At 64.7% G+C, this 19,634-nt stretch carries 16 protein-coding genes; 6 read left to right on the top strand and 10 right to left on the bottom strand.

From position 1 onward, the window contains the following. Positions 1 to 29 precede the first annotated feature (29 nt). Entirely contained in the window at positions 30 to 2,570 is a 2,541-nt protein-coding gene (locus tag H6718_06825) for an alkaline phosphatase family protein (protein MCB9585092.1), read from the bottom strand. A gap of 587 nt (positions 2,571 to 3,157) precedes the next feature. On the opposite strand from H6718_06825, the gene H6718_06820 reads away from it, so the two are divergent. Genes H6718_06820 through H6718_06810 form a run of 3 tightly spaced genes read left to right on the top strand, consistent with a single transcriptional unit; the run spans position 3,158 to position 7,217 of the window. Next, a complete protein-coding gene (locus H6718_06820; protein ID MCB9585091.1) occupies positions 3,158 to 4,798 on the top strand; it encodes a hypothetical protein in 1,641 nt (546 codons plus the stop codon). After that, a complete protein-coding gene (locus H6718_06815; GenBank protein MCB9585090.1) occupies positions 4,798 to 6,456 on the top strand; it encodes a hypothetical protein in 1,659 nt (552 codons plus the stop codon). The genes H6718_06820 and H6718_06815 overlap by 1 nt, the downstream gene beginning before the upstream one ends. Further along, on the top strand, positions 6,456 to 7,217 hold the full coding sequence (locus H6718_06810; GenBank protein ID MCB9585089.1) for a hypothetical protein: 762 nt from the start codon (positions 6,456 to 6,458) through the stop codon (positions 7,215 to 7,217). Before H6718_06815 ends, H6718_06810 begins: the two co-directional genes overlap by 1 nt. Here H6718_06810 and H6718_06805 read toward each other — a convergent pair. The 3 genes from H6718_06805 to H6718_06795 all read right to left on the bottom strand — a co-directional run bounded on the left by H6718_06805 (position 7,214) and on the right by H6718_06795 (position 9,886). After that, a complete protein-coding gene (locus H6718_06805; protein MCB9585088.1) occupies positions 7,214 to 7,687 on the bottom strand; it encodes a hypothetical protein in 474 nt (157 codons plus the stop codon). The genes H6718_06810 and H6718_06805 overlap by 4 nt on opposite strands. A 210-nt stretch (positions 7,688 to 7,897) precedes the next feature. Then, a complete protein-coding gene (locus H6718_06800) occupies positions 7,898 to 9,442 on the bottom strand; it encodes a L,D-transpeptidase family protein (GenBank protein MCB9585087.1) in 1,545 nt (514 codons plus the stop codon). Between the two features lie 93 nt (positions 9,443 to 9,535). Further along, positions 9,536 to 9,886, bottom strand: coding sequence for a hypothetical protein (locus H6718_06795; GenBank protein ID MCB9585086.1), 351 nt, complete (start codon positions 9,884 to 9,886; stop codon positions 9,536 to 9,538). Between H6718_06795 and H6718_06790 the strand changes: the two genes are divergently transcribed. Genes H6718_06790 through H6718_06780 form a run of 3 tightly spaced genes read left to right on the top strand, consistent with a single transcriptional unit; the run spans position 9,867 to position 13,334 of the window. After that, positions 9,867 to 10,907 carry a CapA family protein gene (locus H6718_06790; protein ID MCB9585085.1) on the top strand — a complete coding sequence of 347 codons (1,041 nt, stop codon included), beginning with the start codon at positions 9,867 to 9,869 and terminating at the stop codon, positions 10,905 to 10,907. The two genes, H6718_06795 and H6718_06790, sit on opposite strands and share 20 nt — an antisense overlap. Beyond that, positions 10,904 to 11,965 (top strand): SUMF1/EgtB/PvdO family nonheme iron enzyme, encoded by a 1,062-nt coding sequence (locus tag H6718_06785; GenBank protein MCB9585084.1) that lies wholly within the window; start codon positions 10,904 to 10,906, stop codon positions 11,963 to 11,965. The genes H6718_06790 and H6718_06785 overlap by 4 nt, the downstream gene beginning before the upstream one ends. A gap of 10 nt (positions 11,966 to 11,975) precedes the next feature. Further along, complete coding sequence (locus H6718_06780) at positions 11,976 to 13,334, top strand: phenylacetate--CoA ligase family protein (GenBank protein ID MCB9585083.1); 1,359 nt, start codon at positions 11,976 to 11,978, stop codon at positions 13,332 to 13,334. Here the strand turns inward: H6718_06780 and H6718_06775 are convergent. The 6 genes from H6718_06775 to H6718_06750 all read right to left on the bottom strand — a co-directional run. Further along, entirely contained in the window at positions 13,331 to 14,332 is a 1,002-nt protein-coding gene (locus tag H6718_06775) for a hypothetical protein (GenBank protein ID MCB9585082.1), read from the bottom strand. The two genes, H6718_06780 and H6718_06775, sit on opposite strands and share 4 nt — an antisense overlap. A gap of 48 nt (positions 14,333 to 14,380) precedes the next feature. After that, entirely contained in the window at positions 14,381 to 15,280 is a 900-nt protein-coding gene (locus H6718_06770; protein ID MCB9585081.1) for a hypothetical protein, read from the bottom strand. A 38-nt stretch (positions 15,281 to 15,318) separates the two neighbouring features. Further along, the gene (locus H6718_06765; GenBank protein MCB9585080.1) at positions 15,319 to 16,146 is read right to left on the bottom strand and encodes a methyltransferase type 11; all 828 of its coding nucleotides are present in this window, start codon (positions 16,144 to 16,146) and stop codon (positions 15,319 to 15,321) included. Then, positions 16,146 to 17,471 carry a UDP-glucose/GDP-mannose dehydrogenase family protein gene (locus H6718_06760; protein ID MCB9585079.1) on the bottom strand — a complete coding sequence of 442 codons (1,326 nt, stop codon included), beginning with the start codon at positions 17,469 to 17,471 and terminating at the stop codon, positions 16,146 to 16,148. Before H6718_06760 ends, H6718_06765 begins: the two co-directional genes overlap by 1 nt. Before the next feature lie 282 nt (positions 17,472 to 17,753). Then, a complete protein-coding gene (locus tag H6718_06755) occupies positions 17,754 to 19,007 on the bottom strand; it encodes a hypothetical protein (protein MCB9585078.1) in 1,254 nt (417 codons plus the stop codon). A gap of 170 nt (positions 19,008 to 19,177) precedes the next feature. Next, the coding region (locus H6718_06750) for a hypothetical protein (GenBank protein ID MCB9585077.1) at positions 19,178 to 19,634 on the bottom strand (457 nt) is incomplete at its 5' end.

Raw genomic sequence — 19,634 nt, 5'->3', positions numbered from 1 at the left:
AGCAAACCCGGCGGACCTTCACCAGGTGCTCAGGCGCGACTCGGAACAAACGCGTGCTCTCGGGCGCTGCGGCGAGAACGCCACCATTCGAGTGCCCACCAGGAGATCGCGACTGCGCCCAAGCCCGTGAGGCTGAACGGTAGATCGCCAATCACTCGCAGTGCAGTCCAGTAGCTGCCCCCGCAGAAGAACAGCTCAAGCAGCAGTACCAGGAGGCGCCCGAGATAGGTGAGGACCAACGCGGGCAGCAGCTGGCGTTGACTCGAGACGTCCACACGACCCACGAACGCGGTGATAATCAAAATTTCCGCAAGGATATATTTCCAGCTCAGTGACGCGCCGACGACCCAGAGCGGGACATGTGGGTCGTTGAACGCTCCAGCCGCAAGGTCCATGCTGCCGAAGTCCAGCTGTCCCGTAAGCGCGATACGCTGGACGAAGACCAAGCCAAACACGAAGGTAACCGCTAGAAGCAAGTCGAAGTAGCCTGGCGCGTGTCGCCGCACTTCGTGGCGGGTACCCACCGGCTCGGAGTCTCGTGCCTCCTGCATGCGGGTACGCCAGGCATCGCCGGCGGCCTCCGCGAGTATCATGGTCGGGATGAAGCCGTACCACTCGCGATCACGGGACACCCAGGCAAAGCCTGCGAGGCCAAGCAGCGTCGCTATGCGCCTGTGTCCAAGTAGGCCAACCACGAGCGCAGCCAGGGGAAACACTACCAGCGCGCCGCGGCCGAACTGATGCGGGACATAGCGCCGTGCGATCAAGCACGCGATGATCCCCAGCGCGCCGAGCACCAGCGTTGGCAGCCGCTGCGCCGTTCTGCCGTGCGGATCCAACCGCGTGGATAGCGCGTACACCCCGATCAGCCCGATGGCGACGATCAGCTGGTTGCGCTCTGAAGCGACAAACCATCCCGGTAGCGAGTTCTCCGCCCGGACTCCCAGTGGCACCAGCATGATGATGCACACCAGCGCCAGCACGAGCCGTGGCCACTCGAGCGCCGTGCGGTTGACACGCAGTCGTTCCCAGCCATCGGAGCGGCGGCCAGGGCTGCCGATCGGCCCAAGCAGACAGAACAACACCGCGATAACCGCCACGGCAACGAAGCTCTCTGGCTGCGTATTCGCGGGGTAGCTTGCAACCAAAAAGCCAGGAAGCAGGGTGGGTGCAAGCCACTTCACGTTCTCGAAGCGTTTCGCGGTCCAGAGCGGTTTGAGCAGCGCCATGAGCGCGATCGAATTGCACGCCACGAAAAGCGTCACTCGAGAGATGTTTGGCCAGTGTCCAGGTAGCCGCTCGACGCTGAACACCAGCCACGTTCCGGCTGCCGCGAGGAATAGCGCCGGCGGAAGACTCCACAGCACTCGCTTCCCCACGGCAAACCAGGCGACGATGGCGCTTGCGAGAATGGACAAGAGGACCAAGACCAGCGCGTTCTGCGAGGCCAGCCCTGTCCGGAGCCCGATCTGCGTGTCGACGACTGCAGTGACTTTTCTGGCCGCCACCTCTCGCTCCCGATAGCTCGTCTTCGCCGTGCAGCGGTCGAGGCTTTGTCTGGCGGTTGCGATGACCGTCGCACCTAGCTTCGCTTCGCCGTAAGCGAAGATGCGGCGCGCGTCCTCGCACACTAGCTGCGCTCGCTTCGCCTCCGACATATCCAGCCACTCGGCGAGTACCTGCCCGCGACTTTGCTTCGGTGGGGTGGTACCGAGGAGCGCCGCTAGAGTGTTAGGTAGATCGACTTGATCCAGGGGTACCTTTGGATGGACGTTCTTGGCGATACCGGGCCCGTACGCGTAGAGCGGCGAGCGACGCTGCACCGGAACGTCTGCGCCATGAGTTCCCGAATCCGCCGCCCCATGATCACTGGTGACCACGACCGTCCACTCGAGGGGTATCTCCCCCAACAGATCCGAGAGCTGACGGTCGAATTGATGGATATGCTTTTGATACCGCGCGGAATGAATCCCGTAGGCGTGTCCCTGATGGTCTGGGGTGACGAAGTGTGCCACCAGAAAATTCGGCTCCTTGGCGAGGAGCTCCCGGGTGTCGCGGAAGGTCTGCTCGTTGAAGTCCGTGTCAATCGACACGCCCTTCGGATCGAGGCGTGTCTCCGCGAAACTCGGTCCGTACATGCGGTTCCACGCGGGATCGCCCACGAGCATCAGCGTCAAGCCGTCTTGCTTGGCGTTCTCTAGCCACGAGTTGAATGGCGGGGGATCGGGCGTGAGGTTGTTTACGACTTGTTCGAGTTGGCCCCGCTGTCCAGTGCCGTAGCTGAGGATCGCGCTGGTCGTCATTGACACGCGACCTGCCCAGATTTCCGCGCTGGAATTGCGCTGCATCGCCTCGGCGAAGCGCGGCATCAGCTCTCGGTCCGTGGCAACGTCGTAACGTAGGCCGTCCACGACGACGAACAGCAAATGCTCTGTCAGTCGCTCGTTCTTCGGGCCTGCTAGCTCGGTGGCGGGGGGGGTGTCCGGTCGCAGGACAACACCCAGCACGCCGTAGCTGACGCCTGCGATGAGCGCGCTGATGAGGATGAGCAGGATTAGCGGACGAGACACGGTGAGCTGGAGAACACAGGAGCCGATCGGATGCGCGCTTTGGCTCCGTTCACGGCACTGGTCAAGCTGGCTTGTAGTGCCGGACCCTCACTAGCTCAACCAATGATCCGCCCGCGTTTCAGCATGATCGCGCGGCCAGAGGCGCTAGCACCCCGGGTTCTTCCGCGCTTCTTGCCGTTGGGAAACCACCCTTGGCTCACTCCCGCCGAACCTGCGCGACACGGATGTCAGCGGATCGCGAGCCCTCACTCCGCGGGCTGTCGGATACGAGTTCTGAGGGATCGATGATTGGTCAATCATTTCAACCAATTGGTGTCTTGAACTGGTTGTTCGCGCCGCTGGCCCACTGCTTGCAAAACGCTAGTCATCCGCTTGGCGGGCTTACTTAACGCGCTGGCGTCCCGGGGCGCCGCCGCGTTGCTTTTGATCGGTTCGCTTAGATGATGCTTCCGCGGCCCTGAGGCCGCTCCTGCTTACTTGCTTGCTTAGGTCGGTCTGCGACCGGCGGTCGGTTGGGGATACCCACGGATGGGCTGCAGAAGCCCATCCGTGGGTCGTGTTGCGGTCTGCGACCGCGTGGGGTGTTGATGAGGTGGCGTGATTGGCAGTTGCGCTTGGGTTGGCCTTCGTTCGTCGCGGGGTGCGCGCTCTTGTCGCTCGGGCAGCTACACTGCGGCGACAGCAGCAACGATTCCGGCGAAGGGGGAGGCAGCGGTGGGACCTCGTCCGTCACTGGTGGAACTGGGGGCGGCGACAGCGGCTCGAACGGTGGAAGCGGTGGTGGCGGTGGCGTGGGTGGGCAAGAGCCCCCTCCTGAGCAGGAGCTCGAGAGCAGCTTCAAAGCCCCGGTAGCTACCGGGCGCTACGTCTGGACGGCGAACCCAGACAGCGGACGCGTCGCGCTGATCGATGCCTTGTCCTTCGAGGTGCAGGTGGTCGAGGCTGGCTTCCAGCCGACCTACCTCGCAGCGGTCTCCAAGCCTCAAGACGACCGTGACGTGGCTATCGTGCTCAATACGGGCAGCCTCGACGCCACGCTGTTCAGCGTGAGGCCTGACGGCATCGACAGCTACACCGCGAAGGTGCATCGGGGCGCCAACGCCTGGGCGCTTAGCCCCAGCGGCCGCTGGGCGGTGGCATGGACTGATTACCGCGAGGTAACGAACCTCGACCCGACGGACGGGTTTCAGGATCTCACGCTGCTCGACTTGAGTACGCCAACGCCAACGCCGACGCGCCTGTCCGTGGGCTTCCGTCCGACGCGGCTGTTCTTCGATGGCGACGAGGATCATGTGTTCGTCGTTACGGAGCCTGGGATCTCGACACTCGAGCTGGGCGACTCGCCGAGCGTTGGGCTCCTCATCCCCCTCGACCAGGATCAATTCGATTCCCCCACCGGACGCGACGTGACGGTCACCCCGGACGGGGCCCACGCTTTCGTGAGGCGCGAGGGCAGCCCAACGGTGGAAATCATCAACCTCGCTGATGGTGCGCGGAGTGAAGTCACTTTCTCCGCTGCGGTTACAGATTTGGATCTCACCGTGGACGGTACCCGCGGCGTCGCCGTCGTTCGAAGCAGCTCCGAGGTCGTGCTGTTCGACGTTGCGGAGATCCTGGCGGACACCACGAACTTCAACGTGGTGCCGATCGCGGGGTCAACCGTTGGTAGTGTCTCTCTGCCCAGCGATGCTCGTCGAGCGCTGCTCTACAGCAATGCGACAGGCAGCGATCGCGTGGTGGTTCTCAATCTCGAGCCTGGAGAACACTTCCTCGAGCAGCGAACCATTGCGCTGAAGGCGCCTGTGCTCGCCGTGTTCCCGACGGAAGATGCGGCACACGCGGTGAGTCTGATGACCAGGCCAACCGGGAGCAACAAGGCAGGCGCGTTCGGTGTGATCCCTGTGGATACGGCCCTGGCTCCGAAGATCGTGGGAACGGACGCCGCTCCACAACAGGTTGCCGTGTCTCCGGATGGGACCCGCGCCGTGGTGACGGTGCGGGACGACAACACCAAAGTATTTGGCGCCTACCTCGCACGGATGCCGTCCTTGCAGGTCGACTATCAATCGCTCTCGAGCCCGCCGCTGGCAGTGGGTGTGGTTCCTGCGGCGGATCGGGCATTTATTTCGCAGAGTCATCCTGAGGGTCGCATCACGTTCATCGACTTCAAGGATGGTAGCTCGCGCACGCTTACTGGATTCGAGCTTGGTGCAAAGGTGGTGGACTAATGACTGGGAGCGCGAAGCGGACTCGCAGCTTTCTTTCGCGATTGGGCGTTGGGTTGGCCGGCGCCCTGGCCGTTGGCCTTGGCGCCCTCAGCGTGGGCTGTGGTGACCTCGTGTGTGTGGTGGGTTGCGGCGACCGTGAGGCCAAGTGGGACAAGGGTCTCGAGCCCTCCGACTACCCACCGCAAGCGGTGGGCCTCACTGGGTCAGTTGCAGTCTACGATCGCCCGTTGAACCGTGTGGTGATGTTGACCAGCGGCAGCAGGCTCGATCTTGGGGTCGATTCCGTTGCCGTAGGGAAGAACATGGCCGCGATGAAGCCTTCGGCGGCTCGCGACAAGTTGTACGTCTTGAGCCGGGGGGTACAACCTCGCGTCAATCCGGAGGATGAGCTACCGAGCCTGAGCGTGATTGAGGGTGACTCGAGCCCCAAGCGGCTTGCGCGCTACGAGTTGACGGATCCGCTTAGTGGCTTGGCGGTCGACCCGGAAGGCGAATGGGTCGTCGTCTACGACGCGGGTGGCGTCGTGGTGAACCCCAACGAGTTGATCTTGGTGAAGGTCGACGAGCCCAACGTCGAGCCGATCACCAAGACCATCAGGAGCTTTGGCGCGCGGCCTCAGCGTCTGACGTTCACGAGTGAACTGAAGCTACCAAACGGTCCCGCGCGCCGGCTCTTGATCGTCGAGACCGAACAGGACGTTACCTTGGTCGACCTGCAGAACCCACTTCGGGACGAAGTAACCATCGTGTTGCCGAAGAACCCTGCGGGGGTTTCCAGTCAGCCTGCGCAGGTGGTGTTCGATGACGGCAACCCCGATGACGTGAACGACGCACGCATCGCGATCCGCTTGGCTGGTGAGTCTGACGTGATGATCTTGGAGCTTGGTCCGACCGCGGAGGAGGGCAAAGACTTCAAGCCAACCGTCAACGTCGCAGACGTGGGAGGTGTACCGAGTTCAATCGACTTCGTGGAAACCGATGGAGGCCTGCGCCTCGCCGCTCTGGTACCGTCGAATCGGCAGGCGGCGCTGGTCGACCCGGCAACCACGGTCGTGGACACAGTGAGCTTGCCGGGAGGATACAGTCAGCTAGCGAGGGTCACTGACTCGGTGGCTGAGAAGCCGGATTTCGGTGACGTTGCGCTGCTCTGGGGGGGATCGCAATCCGATGGGATCGCCTTCTGGTCCCTGGGGCGTACGACGGGCAAGCCGTACCGCAGTGTCGATCCCTATCAGATTGGGATCAACGTCACTCAGGTTCAGGACGTACCGGGAGACGAGCTCGGACAACGAAAGATCCTGGTCGGGCAAGGTGCCACGGAGTTCTACGTCTTGGACCTCGATGCGCGCACAAGTTTCCCAATGCTCACGAATCAGGGCGGCTTCGACCTCTCGGTTGCACCCGATGGTGGACGCGCATGGGCGCTCCGTCGAGGCACGCCAGAGTTCGCGCAGGTGAATCTGGAGTCGCTGCATCCCACGTCGCTGGAAGTGCAGCGGGATGTCTCGGCGGTGTTCGACATCGAGCGCCGGGACGGTGGGCGCGCCCTCGTCGCGCTCCACGGTAGCGGCTTGCTCGGCGCGACCATACTCGATGCCTTGGACCCTGACAGCGCGGAGACCCGCTTCTACCCCGCGCTCTTGCTTGGAGATCTGTGATGCTGACCGGTTTTCAGTTGCGGGGGCCCGTTCGTCTCCTCGGTCTTTGCCTCGCGGCAATACCCTTTTGCCTGGCCGGGACTGCCGGCGCTCAGGAGATCCCCAAGGACGAGGCGCCCAGCGAAGGGGACTCGCAAAGTCTCGGCAAGCATCAGGACCACACCCAGGTTTCCCTCGGCGTGCGCACCAGCTTGGTCAGGGACGCGGGGTACGACCCGTACGCCGAAGATGACGTGTTCACCCAGGGCAGCATCGGAGCGTCCCACGCGCTGTTCGTCGATGGAGCCTGGTCGGTCGCGGGCGCCTTCGGCTTCGACTTTGGTGGGGTGAACTCCAACGTGCGCGGCGAACACAGCGAGCTCGACGCCTATCGCTTCACGTTGGCGCCGGAGCTGCGCTTCCACCTGCTACCTCGCCTCTACTTCTTGGGACGCCTTGGGCCGTCCCTCACCTACGATCGGGTGAAGATCTCCGACGAAGTTGCGGCGACTGACCTCTCCAGTGCTGGGTTGAGCTTCGGCTTCGACGCCGCCCTCGGTGCTGCATACGAAGTGCTCGGGCGCACCAGCGGCGCCCACAAGGGACCCCGCGGCTGGATCCAGCTCGAGCTCGGCTATGGCTGGTCGTCGTCACGAGACATCACCCTCGAGGCTCGGGGTTCCGACGCTGACAGCGCGCCGGAGCGGCTCAACGGGGTCGCGATGCCCGCGCTGTCGCTGAGTGGGCCCGCAGTGAAGGTTGCCGTCGCGGCGAGTTTCTAGGGCTTTTTGGCGGGCTTGAGGCTTCGCGCCGGTGCAATCGGCACGTGGATGCGCGCGACCGTGGAATCTTCGAGCTCTACCGCCAGGCCGCTCTCCGAGTACTCATAGACGATCGCATCGCCGGCTGGATCGGCGCCGTTCGGTACCGCGCGGAGACGCTGAGTGGGCCCTGACAGCTTGCTCTCGAGCACCCTCAGGTTCTGCCCGATGCGCGCCCCATCCAGGTCCCCGTTGAACGCTTGAAACGTCCGCTCTCCTGGGGCCGTCGCGCTGCGCAGTGAGGACTTGTCTCCAGCTTGATGCACGATGGCGCGTTGTACTTTTCCGCTGGCGAGCTCGAACTCCAGACCTCGGCTCCAGTAGATACAAGCGCCCGCTTCGAGCGTCTCACACCGGCCGAGCTTGTGCTCGAGCACTTCCTTGAGCTCACCTAGCGCGATGCCTTGCACCTTGGGAGCGCGGTTCTTCAACTCAGAGGGCGACCGCGCAAAGACTCTTGGAATAGGCGTGGGGCTGCTTGGGACAGCGGCGCTTGAACGGGGCGCCTCACCCCCAGAAGAAGCCGTGGAAGAGCTGCCGCCGCCTTCAACACTGGATCTCTGGGGATGCGATTTGTCGCAGCCGGCGCTCAACAATACCAGCGCGCTACAGCCAACAACCGCCCCGGCGCGCATGGCGGCTTAGCCCTCGACCAGGATGAATGTGCTGTGCCCCATGCCGCGCCCCTGCACCATGCCCCATTTCTCGTTGAAGGCCGGTACCGTCCAGTCGAATACGCGCTTGGCGTCGATGGGAGAGAGGTTCACGCAGCCGCCCGACTTGCGCTCGCCGAAGTCTTCGTGCCAGTACGCCGCGTGGATCGCGTACGGCCGCTTGAAGTACTGCGTCCAGGGCACGTCGGCGATCCAGAACTTGCGCGGTTCGCCCATCTCCGTGGTCATGGTGCTGACCTGCTCCTTGGACTCGATCCAGTAGCGACCGTAGGGTGTGGCGCCTTCTTTTCCAGGGCTCATCAAGGTGGTGAACACCGCGCGATCGCCTTCGTAGAGTGTCAGCGTGCCGCTGTTTACTCGGATGTGCACCCACTTATTCTGTGGGGAAAAGTCGTGGGTGACCTCCCAAGGCGTCTTGCGCCGCTCCGCCACAGAAGCTTCATTCTCCGCGATGTAGAACCCGTCCTTCGTCTCGAGGTAGCGTTTGCCTGCCTGCTTGCGGGACTCCCCAGTGAGCTGCATCCAGGTGCGCGCCGGCCAGCTCTGGCTCGTCTGAACCAGCTGCTCACCCTCGAGGCGGAACTTGGAGCGCGCCGTCTTGCGTGCCCAAGCGATGGGTAGGTTCCGCTCGGAATTGAGTTCGAGGCCGTGGAACTTCGTGCGCCGAAATCGCAAGAGGCCCTTGGCAGGTACCACGGTGAGGTTCGTGGAGAGCACCCATACCTGGCCGTTCGCCTCGAACGCGCGGGTGTAGGCGATCATCGAGCCAAACGGCACCTTCTTGAAGAGCAGGCCCGGCTTCTTGCCCCAGGCGTTCGGCGCATGACCGCCGTCCTGGAGGAAGTCCGGCATCGGCCCATTGGGCTCGATGGGCTCTTTCTCGGCCAGTTCGTCGTGACCCACCGACCAACCGCGCAGCTTCTTGTAGTCCCGGGGGCCGGTGTCCCAACGATTCTCTTTATCCGTAGGGATACGCGTTAGCATCGGCGCGCCGAGGCTGAAAGCGTACTCATAGGGGAAGTCGCCTTCAGCTGGTTCGGTCCAGCGGTTCGCTTGCACGAACGGGTCCGACATATCCGTGGTGTTGCGGCGATCCGCACAGGCGAAGCCACCTTCCACCGGGACGTACTGCTGGCACTTGCCGAGGCCCGAGCTGAAGGCGGGCCCCGTGGCGGCGATGCTGTCTCCGACACGGATCCCACCGAGGGGCAGCGTCCTCGAGTCCGGGCGCGGGTGGATCCAGGAGCCCCACGTCTTTGAGGCGACGCGTCCGAACTCGCCGCCCTTGGGCAGCGGTGCTGGGTAGCCTGCGCCAAACGGGTCGACGGGCGGAGCCTCTGCCGTTGGTGTTGCCTTGGGAGCTGGGCCCGATGCCTTCCCTGCGCTGTGAGCGGATACCGGATCGCTCGCAGGTGACGTGGGCTGCGCGCTGCTGCGCGGGCTGTTCGGGCTCGCAGAGCAACTCACTCCGCTGACTGCCAACACGAACAGGCTGTATTTTAGGGACCCCATGACGCGGACATTTTGCCTTTGAAGCTATGGTTTTGGCCCAGATTGATGTGAGCGCAAACGCGCCGCTTGTTTTGGGGTGCAGGCCTCCTGCTTCTACACTTCGAGGGTGAGAGCTAGCGCGGCGACTTCTCGATTCACGAGCGCTGTGCGGTTGTTCACCTTGGCGTTGCTGCCGCTTGGGTGCGAGCAACCGGCGGAGCTCACCCCCAGCACTGCCGACACGTCGAGCGCCGAGGCGATTGCTTCAGCGAAACCCCAGGGAAATGCGGCCTCGTCGTCTTCGGTGAGCGCTGGGTCGACGAGTTCCTCAGCGTCGCAGAGTGGCCCAGCGTCGCAGAGTGGCCCAGCGTCGCAGAGTGGCCCAGCGTCGCAGAGTGGCCCAGCGCCGCAGAGCGGCCCAGTCGTGCTGCTTTTTGGCGGCGACGTGAACCTCGGGCGGGGCACTGGACAGCGCATCCTGCGCGACCCCGCTTATCAGCCGCTGCGTTTCATCAAGCCGTACTTTGACAGCGCTGACTTTCGTTTCGTGAACCTCGAGTGCCAGCTGTCGGATCAAGACGGAGTCACCCAGACCAAGCACCGACTGATCTTCACCGGACCACCAGGCGGTGCCGAGGTGCTGAAGAACGCCAACATCGACTTGGTGAGCGTCGCCAACAATCACATGTGGGACTTCGGTAAGTCCGCACTGCTCGAGACGTTCCAGAACCTCGATCGCGTAGGGGTGGGCTACGTCGGCGCGAGTCCAAACCCGGGCAAGGACTCCTACAACGCCGTTTCCGTGGAGGTGCGCGGCATCAAGATCGCGTTCTTTGCGGTCACGCAGATCTGGAACCAGGGCCCGATCAACGAGCACGAAGGACGTCACTACGTCGCCTGGGCGGACTTCGGGACGCTGGAGAAGCGCATCGCCAAAGCCAAGCAGAGCCACGACTTGGTGATCTTGAGCTACCACGGCGGCGCCGAGTACGTGGACGAGCCGATGATGTGGACGCGTCACTTCGTGCGCGCGGTGATGCGCTCGGGGGTCGACGTGTTCGTTGGACACCACCCGCACGTTCCCCATGGCGTTGGTTGGGCCGGATCGAGACCCGTGTTCTACAGTCTTGGAAACCTCGTGTTCCCCATGCACAGCGATCACACTTGGACCGGAACGAGCTTCCTTGCCAGGCTCAGCTTCGATAAGCAGCCAGGCGAGAAGCCGCGCCTGACCAAGACCGAAGCGTGCCCCTACTTCATCTTGGGACACGCGCCCAAGCCCTTCGAGGACAAGGCGGCGCCCGCGCGCCATGCCCAGTTTCGTCAGCATCTGGAGCTGATTTCCAAGTCTGTTGGCGGAACCCAGCTCGGCGAAGTCTCGCCCGATGGGTGCTATCCGTTGAATCCGCCCGGAAAACCGGGAGTGGGCGCTCCCCTCGTCGTGGGCCAGGCGCACCCCGTTTCGACCAGTCGAGGAACTCCATGATCCGCCCTTCGTTTTCGTGCGCCTGTGTTGCCTTGTCTCTGCTCTCTCTCGTTGGATGCAAGCGAGGGGGGGAGGAGAAGCTCCAAGAGAAAGCCAGCGCCAACACCGCGACTGAAAAGTCCGCGCCCCAGCAGCAAGCTGCGGAGTCAGCGGACCCCGGTGTACAGCCCGCGAGCCACACCGAAGCACTCGCCGGCTCAGACCCGAAGGCGCAGTGCAGCCCTGGTTGCAGCAGCCTCGAACGCTGCGTGAACGACGACAAGGGCGCCAGCAAGTGCGAGCCAGCGTGCCCAGAAGGCACTGTCTTCATCCCGCCCACCGGCCCCAAGGGCTTCGAAATGGGCCACGGCGCTCCGGGCAGCGACGATCAGAAGCACACGGTGATCCTGACGAAGCCCTTCTGCATGGACGCCACCGAGGTCACCGTGGCCGCGTACAAGAAGTGCGTCGAAGGCGGCAAGTGCAGCGTCCCCCAGCTGCGAGACATCAACGCGAACTATCGCTCGGAGTACGACCGCGCCAATCACCCGGTGAACATGGTCAACTACAAACAGGCGAAGGCCTACTGTGAAGCCCAGGGGCAGAGCCTGCCAACCGAAGCACAGTGGGAGTACGTGGCGAGCCATGGCGAGGGACGCCTGTATCCATGGGGCAATAGTCCCGACCCGACCTGTGAGAACGGCTACGCGGACTTCACGCCGGGAGGATCACCACACTCCGACCCGGCGGGTGATGTGGGTTGCCACGGCGGCGGCTCCAGCGAGGTGAAGGCACACCCGAACGGCAAGGCCAGCTACCCAGACGGTGACATCTACGACCTGGGTGGGAACGTCTGGGAGTGGACCCGAGACTGCTATGTGCCATATCCGCGCGGCACCGTTACGGACCCTGCGCCGGAGGCACACCCGAACCTCAAGGGCAGCTGCTATGTCTACTCCCTGCGCGGTGGCGGCTGGAACCGTAGCCGCTTCTCCATGCACACCTTCAGTCGCGCGGCGAGCAAGTGGACGTACCGCGTGCCCGGCCTCGGCTTTCGCTGCGTGAAGAACGCCGACTGAAAGGCGCGCGATGAGTGACGAGCGCCTGCTGCTAGACGCGCTGGCGCAAACCGCGCTGATGCGAGGGCCATCCGCCGCCGACGCTGACTTCCTGCAGAAGACCGAGTGCTGGCGGCCTGAGCAGTTTCGACCTCACCAACTGAAGCGTCTGCAGCAGCTTCTGCGTGTCGCCTCGCGTGATGTGCCGTACTACCGCGAGCGCGCTGCGTTGTACGCGCACTTCGTGAACGGCGAACCCACGTCGGGAGCGTGGCAAGGCCTGCCGTTGATCAGCCGCGACCAAGTGCTGGCGCACACCGAGGCGCTGCACTCCGAGGCGCTTCCCAAGGACCACGAGGTGGTCCGTGAAGCGAACAGCTCTGGCTCGACTGGGCGCCACGTGAGTGTGTGGGTGAGCCGCACGAGCGCACGGGTCGTGGACGCCATCTCTGAGCGCGATCATCGCTGGCATCAGCGGGACACATCGCTCAGCGCCGCGGCCATTCGCGCGGTTCCTCGAGGAACAGCAATCGCGAAGGTGGGTAAACACAGCTGGGGGCGCGGCGGAGGGCGTCTCTCCGTCTTGGAGGTACACACCCCGGTGCGTGAGCAGCTCGAGTGGTTGCGAGAGCGAGAGCCGGCCTACATCGCGACCTATGCCTCCAACGCCCGTGCGCTGCTGGAGTCTGCTCGTGACCTCGGCGTACGCTGGGAAGGGCTACGCGAAATGGGCACCTTCGGCGAGGTGGTAGATGACACCCTGCGCGAACTGGCGCGAGCTGTGTGGCAGGTCCCACTCATCGACGCTTACTCCTGCGTCGAGCTCGGGCACCTGGCGCTGCAGTGTCCGACGCGCGCGCACTATCACGTGCAGAGTGAAAACGTGCTCCTCGAGGTGCTAAAGCCTGACGGAAGCCCAGCAGAGCCGGGCGAGCTTGGGCGCGTCGTGGTGTCCACGCTGCACAACTTCGCGATGCCGCTAATTCGCTATGAATTGGGCGATTTCGCGATCGCTGGTGCGGCCTGCGACTGCGGTAAGGGCCTGCCGGTGCTCGAGAGCATCGTCGGCCGGGTGCGGAACCTGATGCGTGTACGCACGGAGGACGGCGAGGATCAGCTATGGCCGCGCTATGCCTCGAACGTGCTTGGGAAGTACTTTGCCGTGCGGCAATTTAGGCTGGTGCAGCAGAGCTATGAGGACTTCGAGCTGGAGCTGGTCAGCGAGCCGCTCGGTGATGCCGAGCTAGCAGACCTGCGCCGCATGGTCTTGCAGCAGCTCACGCGCAACGTACCTCACCCCCTGAAGCTCGAAGTGCGCTATGTCAGCGAGATCCCGCGTGGGCCGGGGGGCAAGTTCGAAGACTTCGTCTGCCGGTTTCGTGAGGATTAGAACCCGCCTTCGCAGTGGATATTGATGATGCTGCCAGCGTCGGGGTCGAGTTCTTGAAAGTAGCCGTAGTAGATCGTGGTTTGGCTGCCGCACGCATCCGTGAGCATCACGCGCGGGTTCGCGAAGCCCATCACCTCGGGTGGTATCACCGCGCTCAAGTCGGCGGTGAGCGTGTCCTTGTCGACGACGAAGCTGCCCGTGGCGGTCCCGCTTATCCACCCAGCATCGGGATCGAGGTACTCCCAGTAGAACTGGAAGGTCGCCGTGACGACCTCCACCGTGCCCGGCTTGATGTTGATGGTCCAGATGCGCGTTCCAACGTCAAACGTCGAGCCGCCGCCCTCGAACTCGGTGCAGTCGTTGATCGTGGGTGAGGGACAGTCGCGACACTGATAGGCGTCCCAATCGCGCCACTGAGGCGTGGGCGCGCTGCCTCCGCTGCCCCCGGTCGTGCTACCAGCGCCGCCGGCCGTTCCGCTGCTGCCGCCAGTTGCGCTGCCCGCGCTACCGCTGGTGCCGCCCGTCGCGCTGCCTGCGACACCGGCATCCGCGTTGACTCCGCCGCCGACCCCCATACCTGCGATGCCAATGGTGGTGAGCCCGCCGGTACCACCGGACCCTTGCCCCGCGGCACCGCTCGGGTTGCAGATCAGCGGAGCCAGGCCGCCCGTTCCGCCGGTCCCGCCGCCAGTCCCGCCCGCACCGCCACTACCGGCCGCGCCACCGCTCGTGCCGCCCGTTCCAGCACTGGCGTCCATACCTGCGGTGCCGCCTGCGCCGCCCGCGCCGGTTCCACCCATGCCGCCCGCCCCGCTCAGTCCGCCTGTCGCGCCGGTCCCTGCGGTGCTGCTACCAGCGCTGCCGCCATCCCCCGCCAGGGAGCCATCAGCGCCCGCGTCGGGGTTGCCCTTGGCGTTCTTCTTGGTGTCCTCGTCGGAGCAGGCGCTTGCTGCGGCGACGCCGATCAGCACGCTGGTGACGGTGATCGATCCGCGCATCCTTCAAGTGTAACCGGCCAGCTGGCCAGGCGCCAAGCGGTGCTCGAGTTATTGCTCGCAGTGGATGTTCAGCACCGTTCCACCGTCGGCATCCGGCTCGTTGATCACGCCGTAGTTGACGTAGGTGGTGGTACCGCAGGCGTCGGTTACCGTGATGTTCACACTATATAGGCTCATGACCTCTGGGGGCAGCGTACCCGAGAGGTCGGCAGTCAGCGTGTCCTTGTCGACGGTGAAGCTGCCACTGGTCGTCCCGTACTGGTAGCCGCCGTCCCCGTCGACGTAGCCCCAGTCGAGCGAGTAGGTCGCTGTCACCACTTCGAGCACACCCGGGCGCACGGTCAGCGTGAAGACTCGGGTGCCGAGGTCGAAGGTCGAACTCCCCGCCAGATCGAAATCCGCGCAGTTATTCACGGTCGGCGCGGGGCAGTCTCGGCACTGCCAGGCGTTCCAATCGCGCCATTGGCCTACGGGGCCCGCGCCTGCTGTTCCACCGGCGCCTGCTGTGCCACCGGTGCTCGCGCCGCCAACACCCGGTGCGCCCGCTGTCGACGCGTCGGGTAGGCCACCGCCGGTGCCTTGCCCTGCGGAACCGCTGCTGCCTCCGGTCGCGCCTGCATCCAGCGTGTTGCAGATCAGCATCATGCCGCCCACACCACCGGAACCACCAGCTCCGCCGCTTCCGGCAGCTCCGCCGGTTCCGGCACTCGCGTCCATTCCCGCGGTGCCACCGGAGCCGCCAGCCCCGGTTCCACCCATGCCCCCTGCACCGCCTGAGGCGCCGGTTCCTGCGGTGCTGCTACCGGCGCTTCCGCCGTCACCCGCCAGGGAGCCGTCAGCGCCCGCGTCGGGATTGCCCTTGGCGTTCTTCTTGGTGTCCTCGTCGGAGCAGGCGCTCGCCGCAGCGACGCCGATCAGCACGCTGGCTACCGTGATCTTACCGCGCATCCGCGGAGCTTAGCTGGCTTCCGCAACGCGCGCGAGGTCTAGGTCAGGACGAGCAACGGACAGCGCTCCGCAAGCTCGTAGCCGCCAACATCTCGGAAACGTGAGGCCCAGCCAGCGTTGGTCGCGACCTCTACGAAGTCGTCGCGAGAGGGAAATGAGTAAGTTTCTCGGGAGTCTGCGTACACGTCGATGGTTTGGATGTCCTCGAGGGACCAACCCGTGCGCTCTGCAAGCGCAGCGCGATCGGGGAATGTGCGATGGAACTTCCCCCACAGCGCCGCGACCTGCAGCGTGGAACCACGTTCGTTGCACAGGGCCATCGCGAGGCGCCACTTGAAGCCGTGAAAGCTCGCAGAGAGTTCTGGCGTGTCGCAAACCTGCTCTGGTGTCTCGGCGTTCGGGGTGACCGCGTTCATCGCCCCATCTATTTCCGCGGGGCTACGAACAAAGCAACGCAACACGACCCCGCCGTGCTTCGGGATCAGCTCCCGCAGGCGCTTCAGCACCTGGATCTGGGGGTGAGGGGAGGCCATTACATTGAGCGAGCCGTCGCCCACCGCGCACCCAAGTGGACCGATGCTAGGATCCAGCTCCGTCCAGTCGGCTCGCACTGCGCGTCGCTCGGCGTCATTGCCAATCCACAGCGCGTCGATCATTGCGTGGTTGCGATCGACCGCGACGAGCGGTGTGTGGATCGTTGCGAGCTCAGGGGTGACCCCGAGGAGCAAGCAGGCACGCTCGGGCTCGCGCGCCGCGGGAAACGCAGCCAGCTCTTCGCTCAGCGCCGCGACGACTTCCGGGGCAGGCCGAAGCGGCGGTCGCAGCCGCGACCACCGCGCGTGATAGGCCTCCCAGTGGCTGGTCATCAGCGAGGGTGCATCAGCGGGCGACCGACGCCGCGATAGCTGAAGCCCGCGTCCGTGAGGGTCTCGGGCACCATGCAGTTACGGCCATCGAAGACGAGGCGGCCGCGCATGGCTTGGGCGAGGCGCTCTGGATCCGGAGAGCGGAACTGGTTCCACTCCGTTGCGACGACCAGCGCGTCCGCGCCTACTGCCGCCTCATACATGTCGCCGAATAGGTCGATGCCTGCGCCGACGTTGCGGTACTTCAGCCCGTCCTGTGCGGTCTCCAGTGCTTGGGGATCCGTCGCGCGGATCGTTGCGCCCTTGGCCAGCAGTTGCTCTACCAGATCGAGCGCAGGCGCTTCGCGCACGTCGTCGGTCTTCGGCTTGAAGGACAGCCCCCACAGCGCGATCACCTTGTCCTTGAGGTCGCCTAGCGCGCCCTCCAGGTTCTTGACCATGTCTCGCACGGGCTCGCGGTTGGCGTTGATGGCGGCGGCGACAACGCCCATCTCTACGCCAAACTCTTGACCGGTTTGCACCAGCGCACGCGTATCCTTGGGGAAGCAGCTGCCCCCGAAGCCCAGCCCCGGGTAGAGGAAAGGGAAGCCGATTCGCCGATCGGAACCCACGGCAATACGTACGTCCTCCACGTCGCCCCCTGCGGCATCGCACAAACGCGCGACCTCGTTCATGAAGCTGATCTTCGTGGCCAGCATCGCGTTGGACGCGTACTTCACGATCTCCGCGCTCTCGGGGCTCATGCGCTGGAGGCGGTCGCGCTGGCGATTGAAGGGTGCGTAGAGCCGCCGCAGCGTCTCGAAGGCCATGTCGTCGTCAGTTCCGACCACGATGCGGTCCGGCTTGGCGAAGTCGCTAATCGCGTCGCCTTCCTTAAGAAACTCAGGGTTGCTCACGACAGCGATGGGGTGCTTGGCGAATTTCTCCACCACCGCGCGTACCTTCGCGTTGGTTCCGACAGGCACGGTGCTCTTCAAGACCAGCACGGTGCGGTGCTTGGCGAAGCGTGCAACATCCTCTGCGACCTTGAGCACGTAGCTCAGATCCGCTGAGCCGTCCTCGTTGGGCGGAGTGCCAACGGCGATGAAGACCGCCTGGCGTCCGGCGATCGACTCCTCGAGGTTCGAGCTAAAGCTCAGCCGGTCCGGCCAGTTGCGTTGAACCATCGCGGACAGGCCAGGCTCGAAGAAGGGCACCTCGCCGCGGCGCAGCTTCTCCAGCTTGGCCTCGTCGACGTCGACACACACCACCTCGGTCCCGGAATCGGCGAAACACGCTCCAGCAACCAGCCCTACGTAGCCCGACCCAACGACTGCGATTTTCACGGGCGGGTAATAACACATTCCGCGGCCCCGGCACCGGTTGCGAGCTTTTGGGCCGGGGGGGGCGGGGACGTCAGGACGCAGGGCGCCGCAAACGCGAAAGCCCCGCGTTTTTGCCCGGCGCAGACGCCGAGCCCCGGTGCCGCGGTCTGCGTCGCGCTCGCGGTCTGCGGCGCGCCCGCGGTCTGCGGCGCGCCCGCGGTCTGCGGCGCGCCCGCGGTCTCGCGCTATCCGCTGAGTTGCCTTCCAGTGAAGGCTGCTCACCTATCCGGGGTCGCGAACACCCTACCGGACGACGCTGGTCCAGATCATGAACTCATCGACCAGACCGGAAGCTGTCTCGCTGTCCAGGTTGTCCCAGGCGCCGATGAAGAAGCGTGCGTCTTCACTTTCTGCGGGGAAATTTAGCGCGCCGAAGCTGGTCTTGCCGTAGGTTGCTTCGACTCCGTCGAAGTAGATGTGGACGTTTTGTGCGGTGCCGCTGGCAACACGGAAGTCCCAGGTGATCTCGATGTGTACCCAGTCGCCTTGCTTCCAGCCGTAGTTCGCAGCGGACACGGTGGTTTCCTTCAGGATCGCCGGGCCGACGCCTTGCTGTATTGCCAGCACCTGGAATTCATTGGAGTTGGAACCCGAGGCCTTGCGAATTCGAATGCCGCCGGTGCTGTTCCAGCGCGCCTCGCCGTTCGACGCGAACAGGTGGTGATTCTTGTTGTCCGCGTGGTCGTAGCTCGGCTGGTACCAGAAGGAGATGGTGCCCTGCTGGTACTCGAAGTTCTGATATCCGTCCTTGATTTGACGATACGCGACGTAGCGGTCGCTGCCATCGATCCTGATGGCCGTCTGACACTGTGCCGTGCGGAAGCCATCGCCGGAGTAGTTTGCTCCGACAGCGTTCCCGTAGACCGGGTTCAAGATCGCGCTGTCGTCGTCCAGTGTGGTGTAGAGCGCCGGGTGCTCCATACCTGAAGGTGGCCCACACACCACGCCTCCGGTGCCTCCGGTGCCGCCCGCTGTGCTGCCGCCGGTGCCGGAGCCGCCGGTCGCACCGCCGCTCCCTCCGGCAGCGCCCGCGCTGCCTCCAGTGCTCGAGCCGCCGCCGGCGGTCCCGCCGGTCGCGCTGCCGCCGGTCGCGCTGCCGCCGGTCGCGCTGCCGCCGCTTCCTCCCGCAGCGCCCGCATTGCCCCCAGAGCCTGCGCTGCCACCGCTGGTGTTCCCGCCGCCGCCGGCATTCCCTGCGGAACTTCCGGCGTTCCCGTTGCCAGCGTCGCCACCGCTGGCCCCAGAGCCTGCGCTGCCACCGCTGCTGTCGCCACCGGCGCTGGAGCCGCCGCTGATTTGGCCTCCAGCGCTCGACCCGCCACTATTCGAGGAGCCGCCAGCGCTGGAGCCGCCGCTGCTGCTGCCGCCCGTGTCCGGCCCAAACAGGTCAGTCTCACCGTTTTCGCTACAACCCAGGAGCAGCGTCACCGCTGCCAATCCAATGCTCCAACGCCGCATCACGCCTCCAAAGCCAAGCTCGGCCAACTTGCTATGCAAGCTCGGTTCCGTACCAGGCGCCAGCTTCTTTTGAGCCGTTTGTCCTCGCTGCCTCGCTTCAGGCGGATTCGGTCAAGCGGCCGTATGGGCTGAGTGTGACCGCAGCGCGTAGCGCGGGGTGCAACTTTTTGCGGACCTGCGGGTGCTCTTCGGAGACGTCGTGCCTGGCGCTACCACGCCCCGCAGGCGTATCCACAGGCGCCGGGGTTAGCCGGATCCGTGCCGAAAACGCAGATCACCAGGTTGTAGTAGGCGTCGTATCCGTCAGGAAAGCGGTCAATGCATGCGTTGTAGCAGCTGTCATCGGTGCACGCGTTGAAGCAGTCGATCAAGTCGATGCAAGACACGTTGGATACGCAGTCATTCACTGGAAACTCGCAACAGCCTCCGGGATCGAAGCTCACGGTCTGACACTCATCACAGGTTTGACTCGGGCCGCCGTCGTTGCAGCCACCACCAAAGCCGCCTGCGCCTCCGAATCCGCTTCCGGCGTCTCCCCCAAAACCGCCTTCGCCGCCCTGGCTCCCACCGAATCCGCCGTCACCGCCGAATCCGCCGTCGGGGGAGCCGGCGCTGCCGCCCACGCTGACGCTGCCGCCTTGAGCGCTGCCGCCTTGAGCGCTGCCG

The sequence above is a fragment of the Polyangiaceae bacterium genome, assembly GCA_020633205.1.
Taxonomy (GTDB): Bacteria; Myxococcota_A; Polyangia; order Polyangiales; family Polyangiaceae; genus JAHBVY01.
Note: the sequence above shows the minus strand (reverse complement) of the source record. Positions and strands in the feature narration are given on the sequence as shown.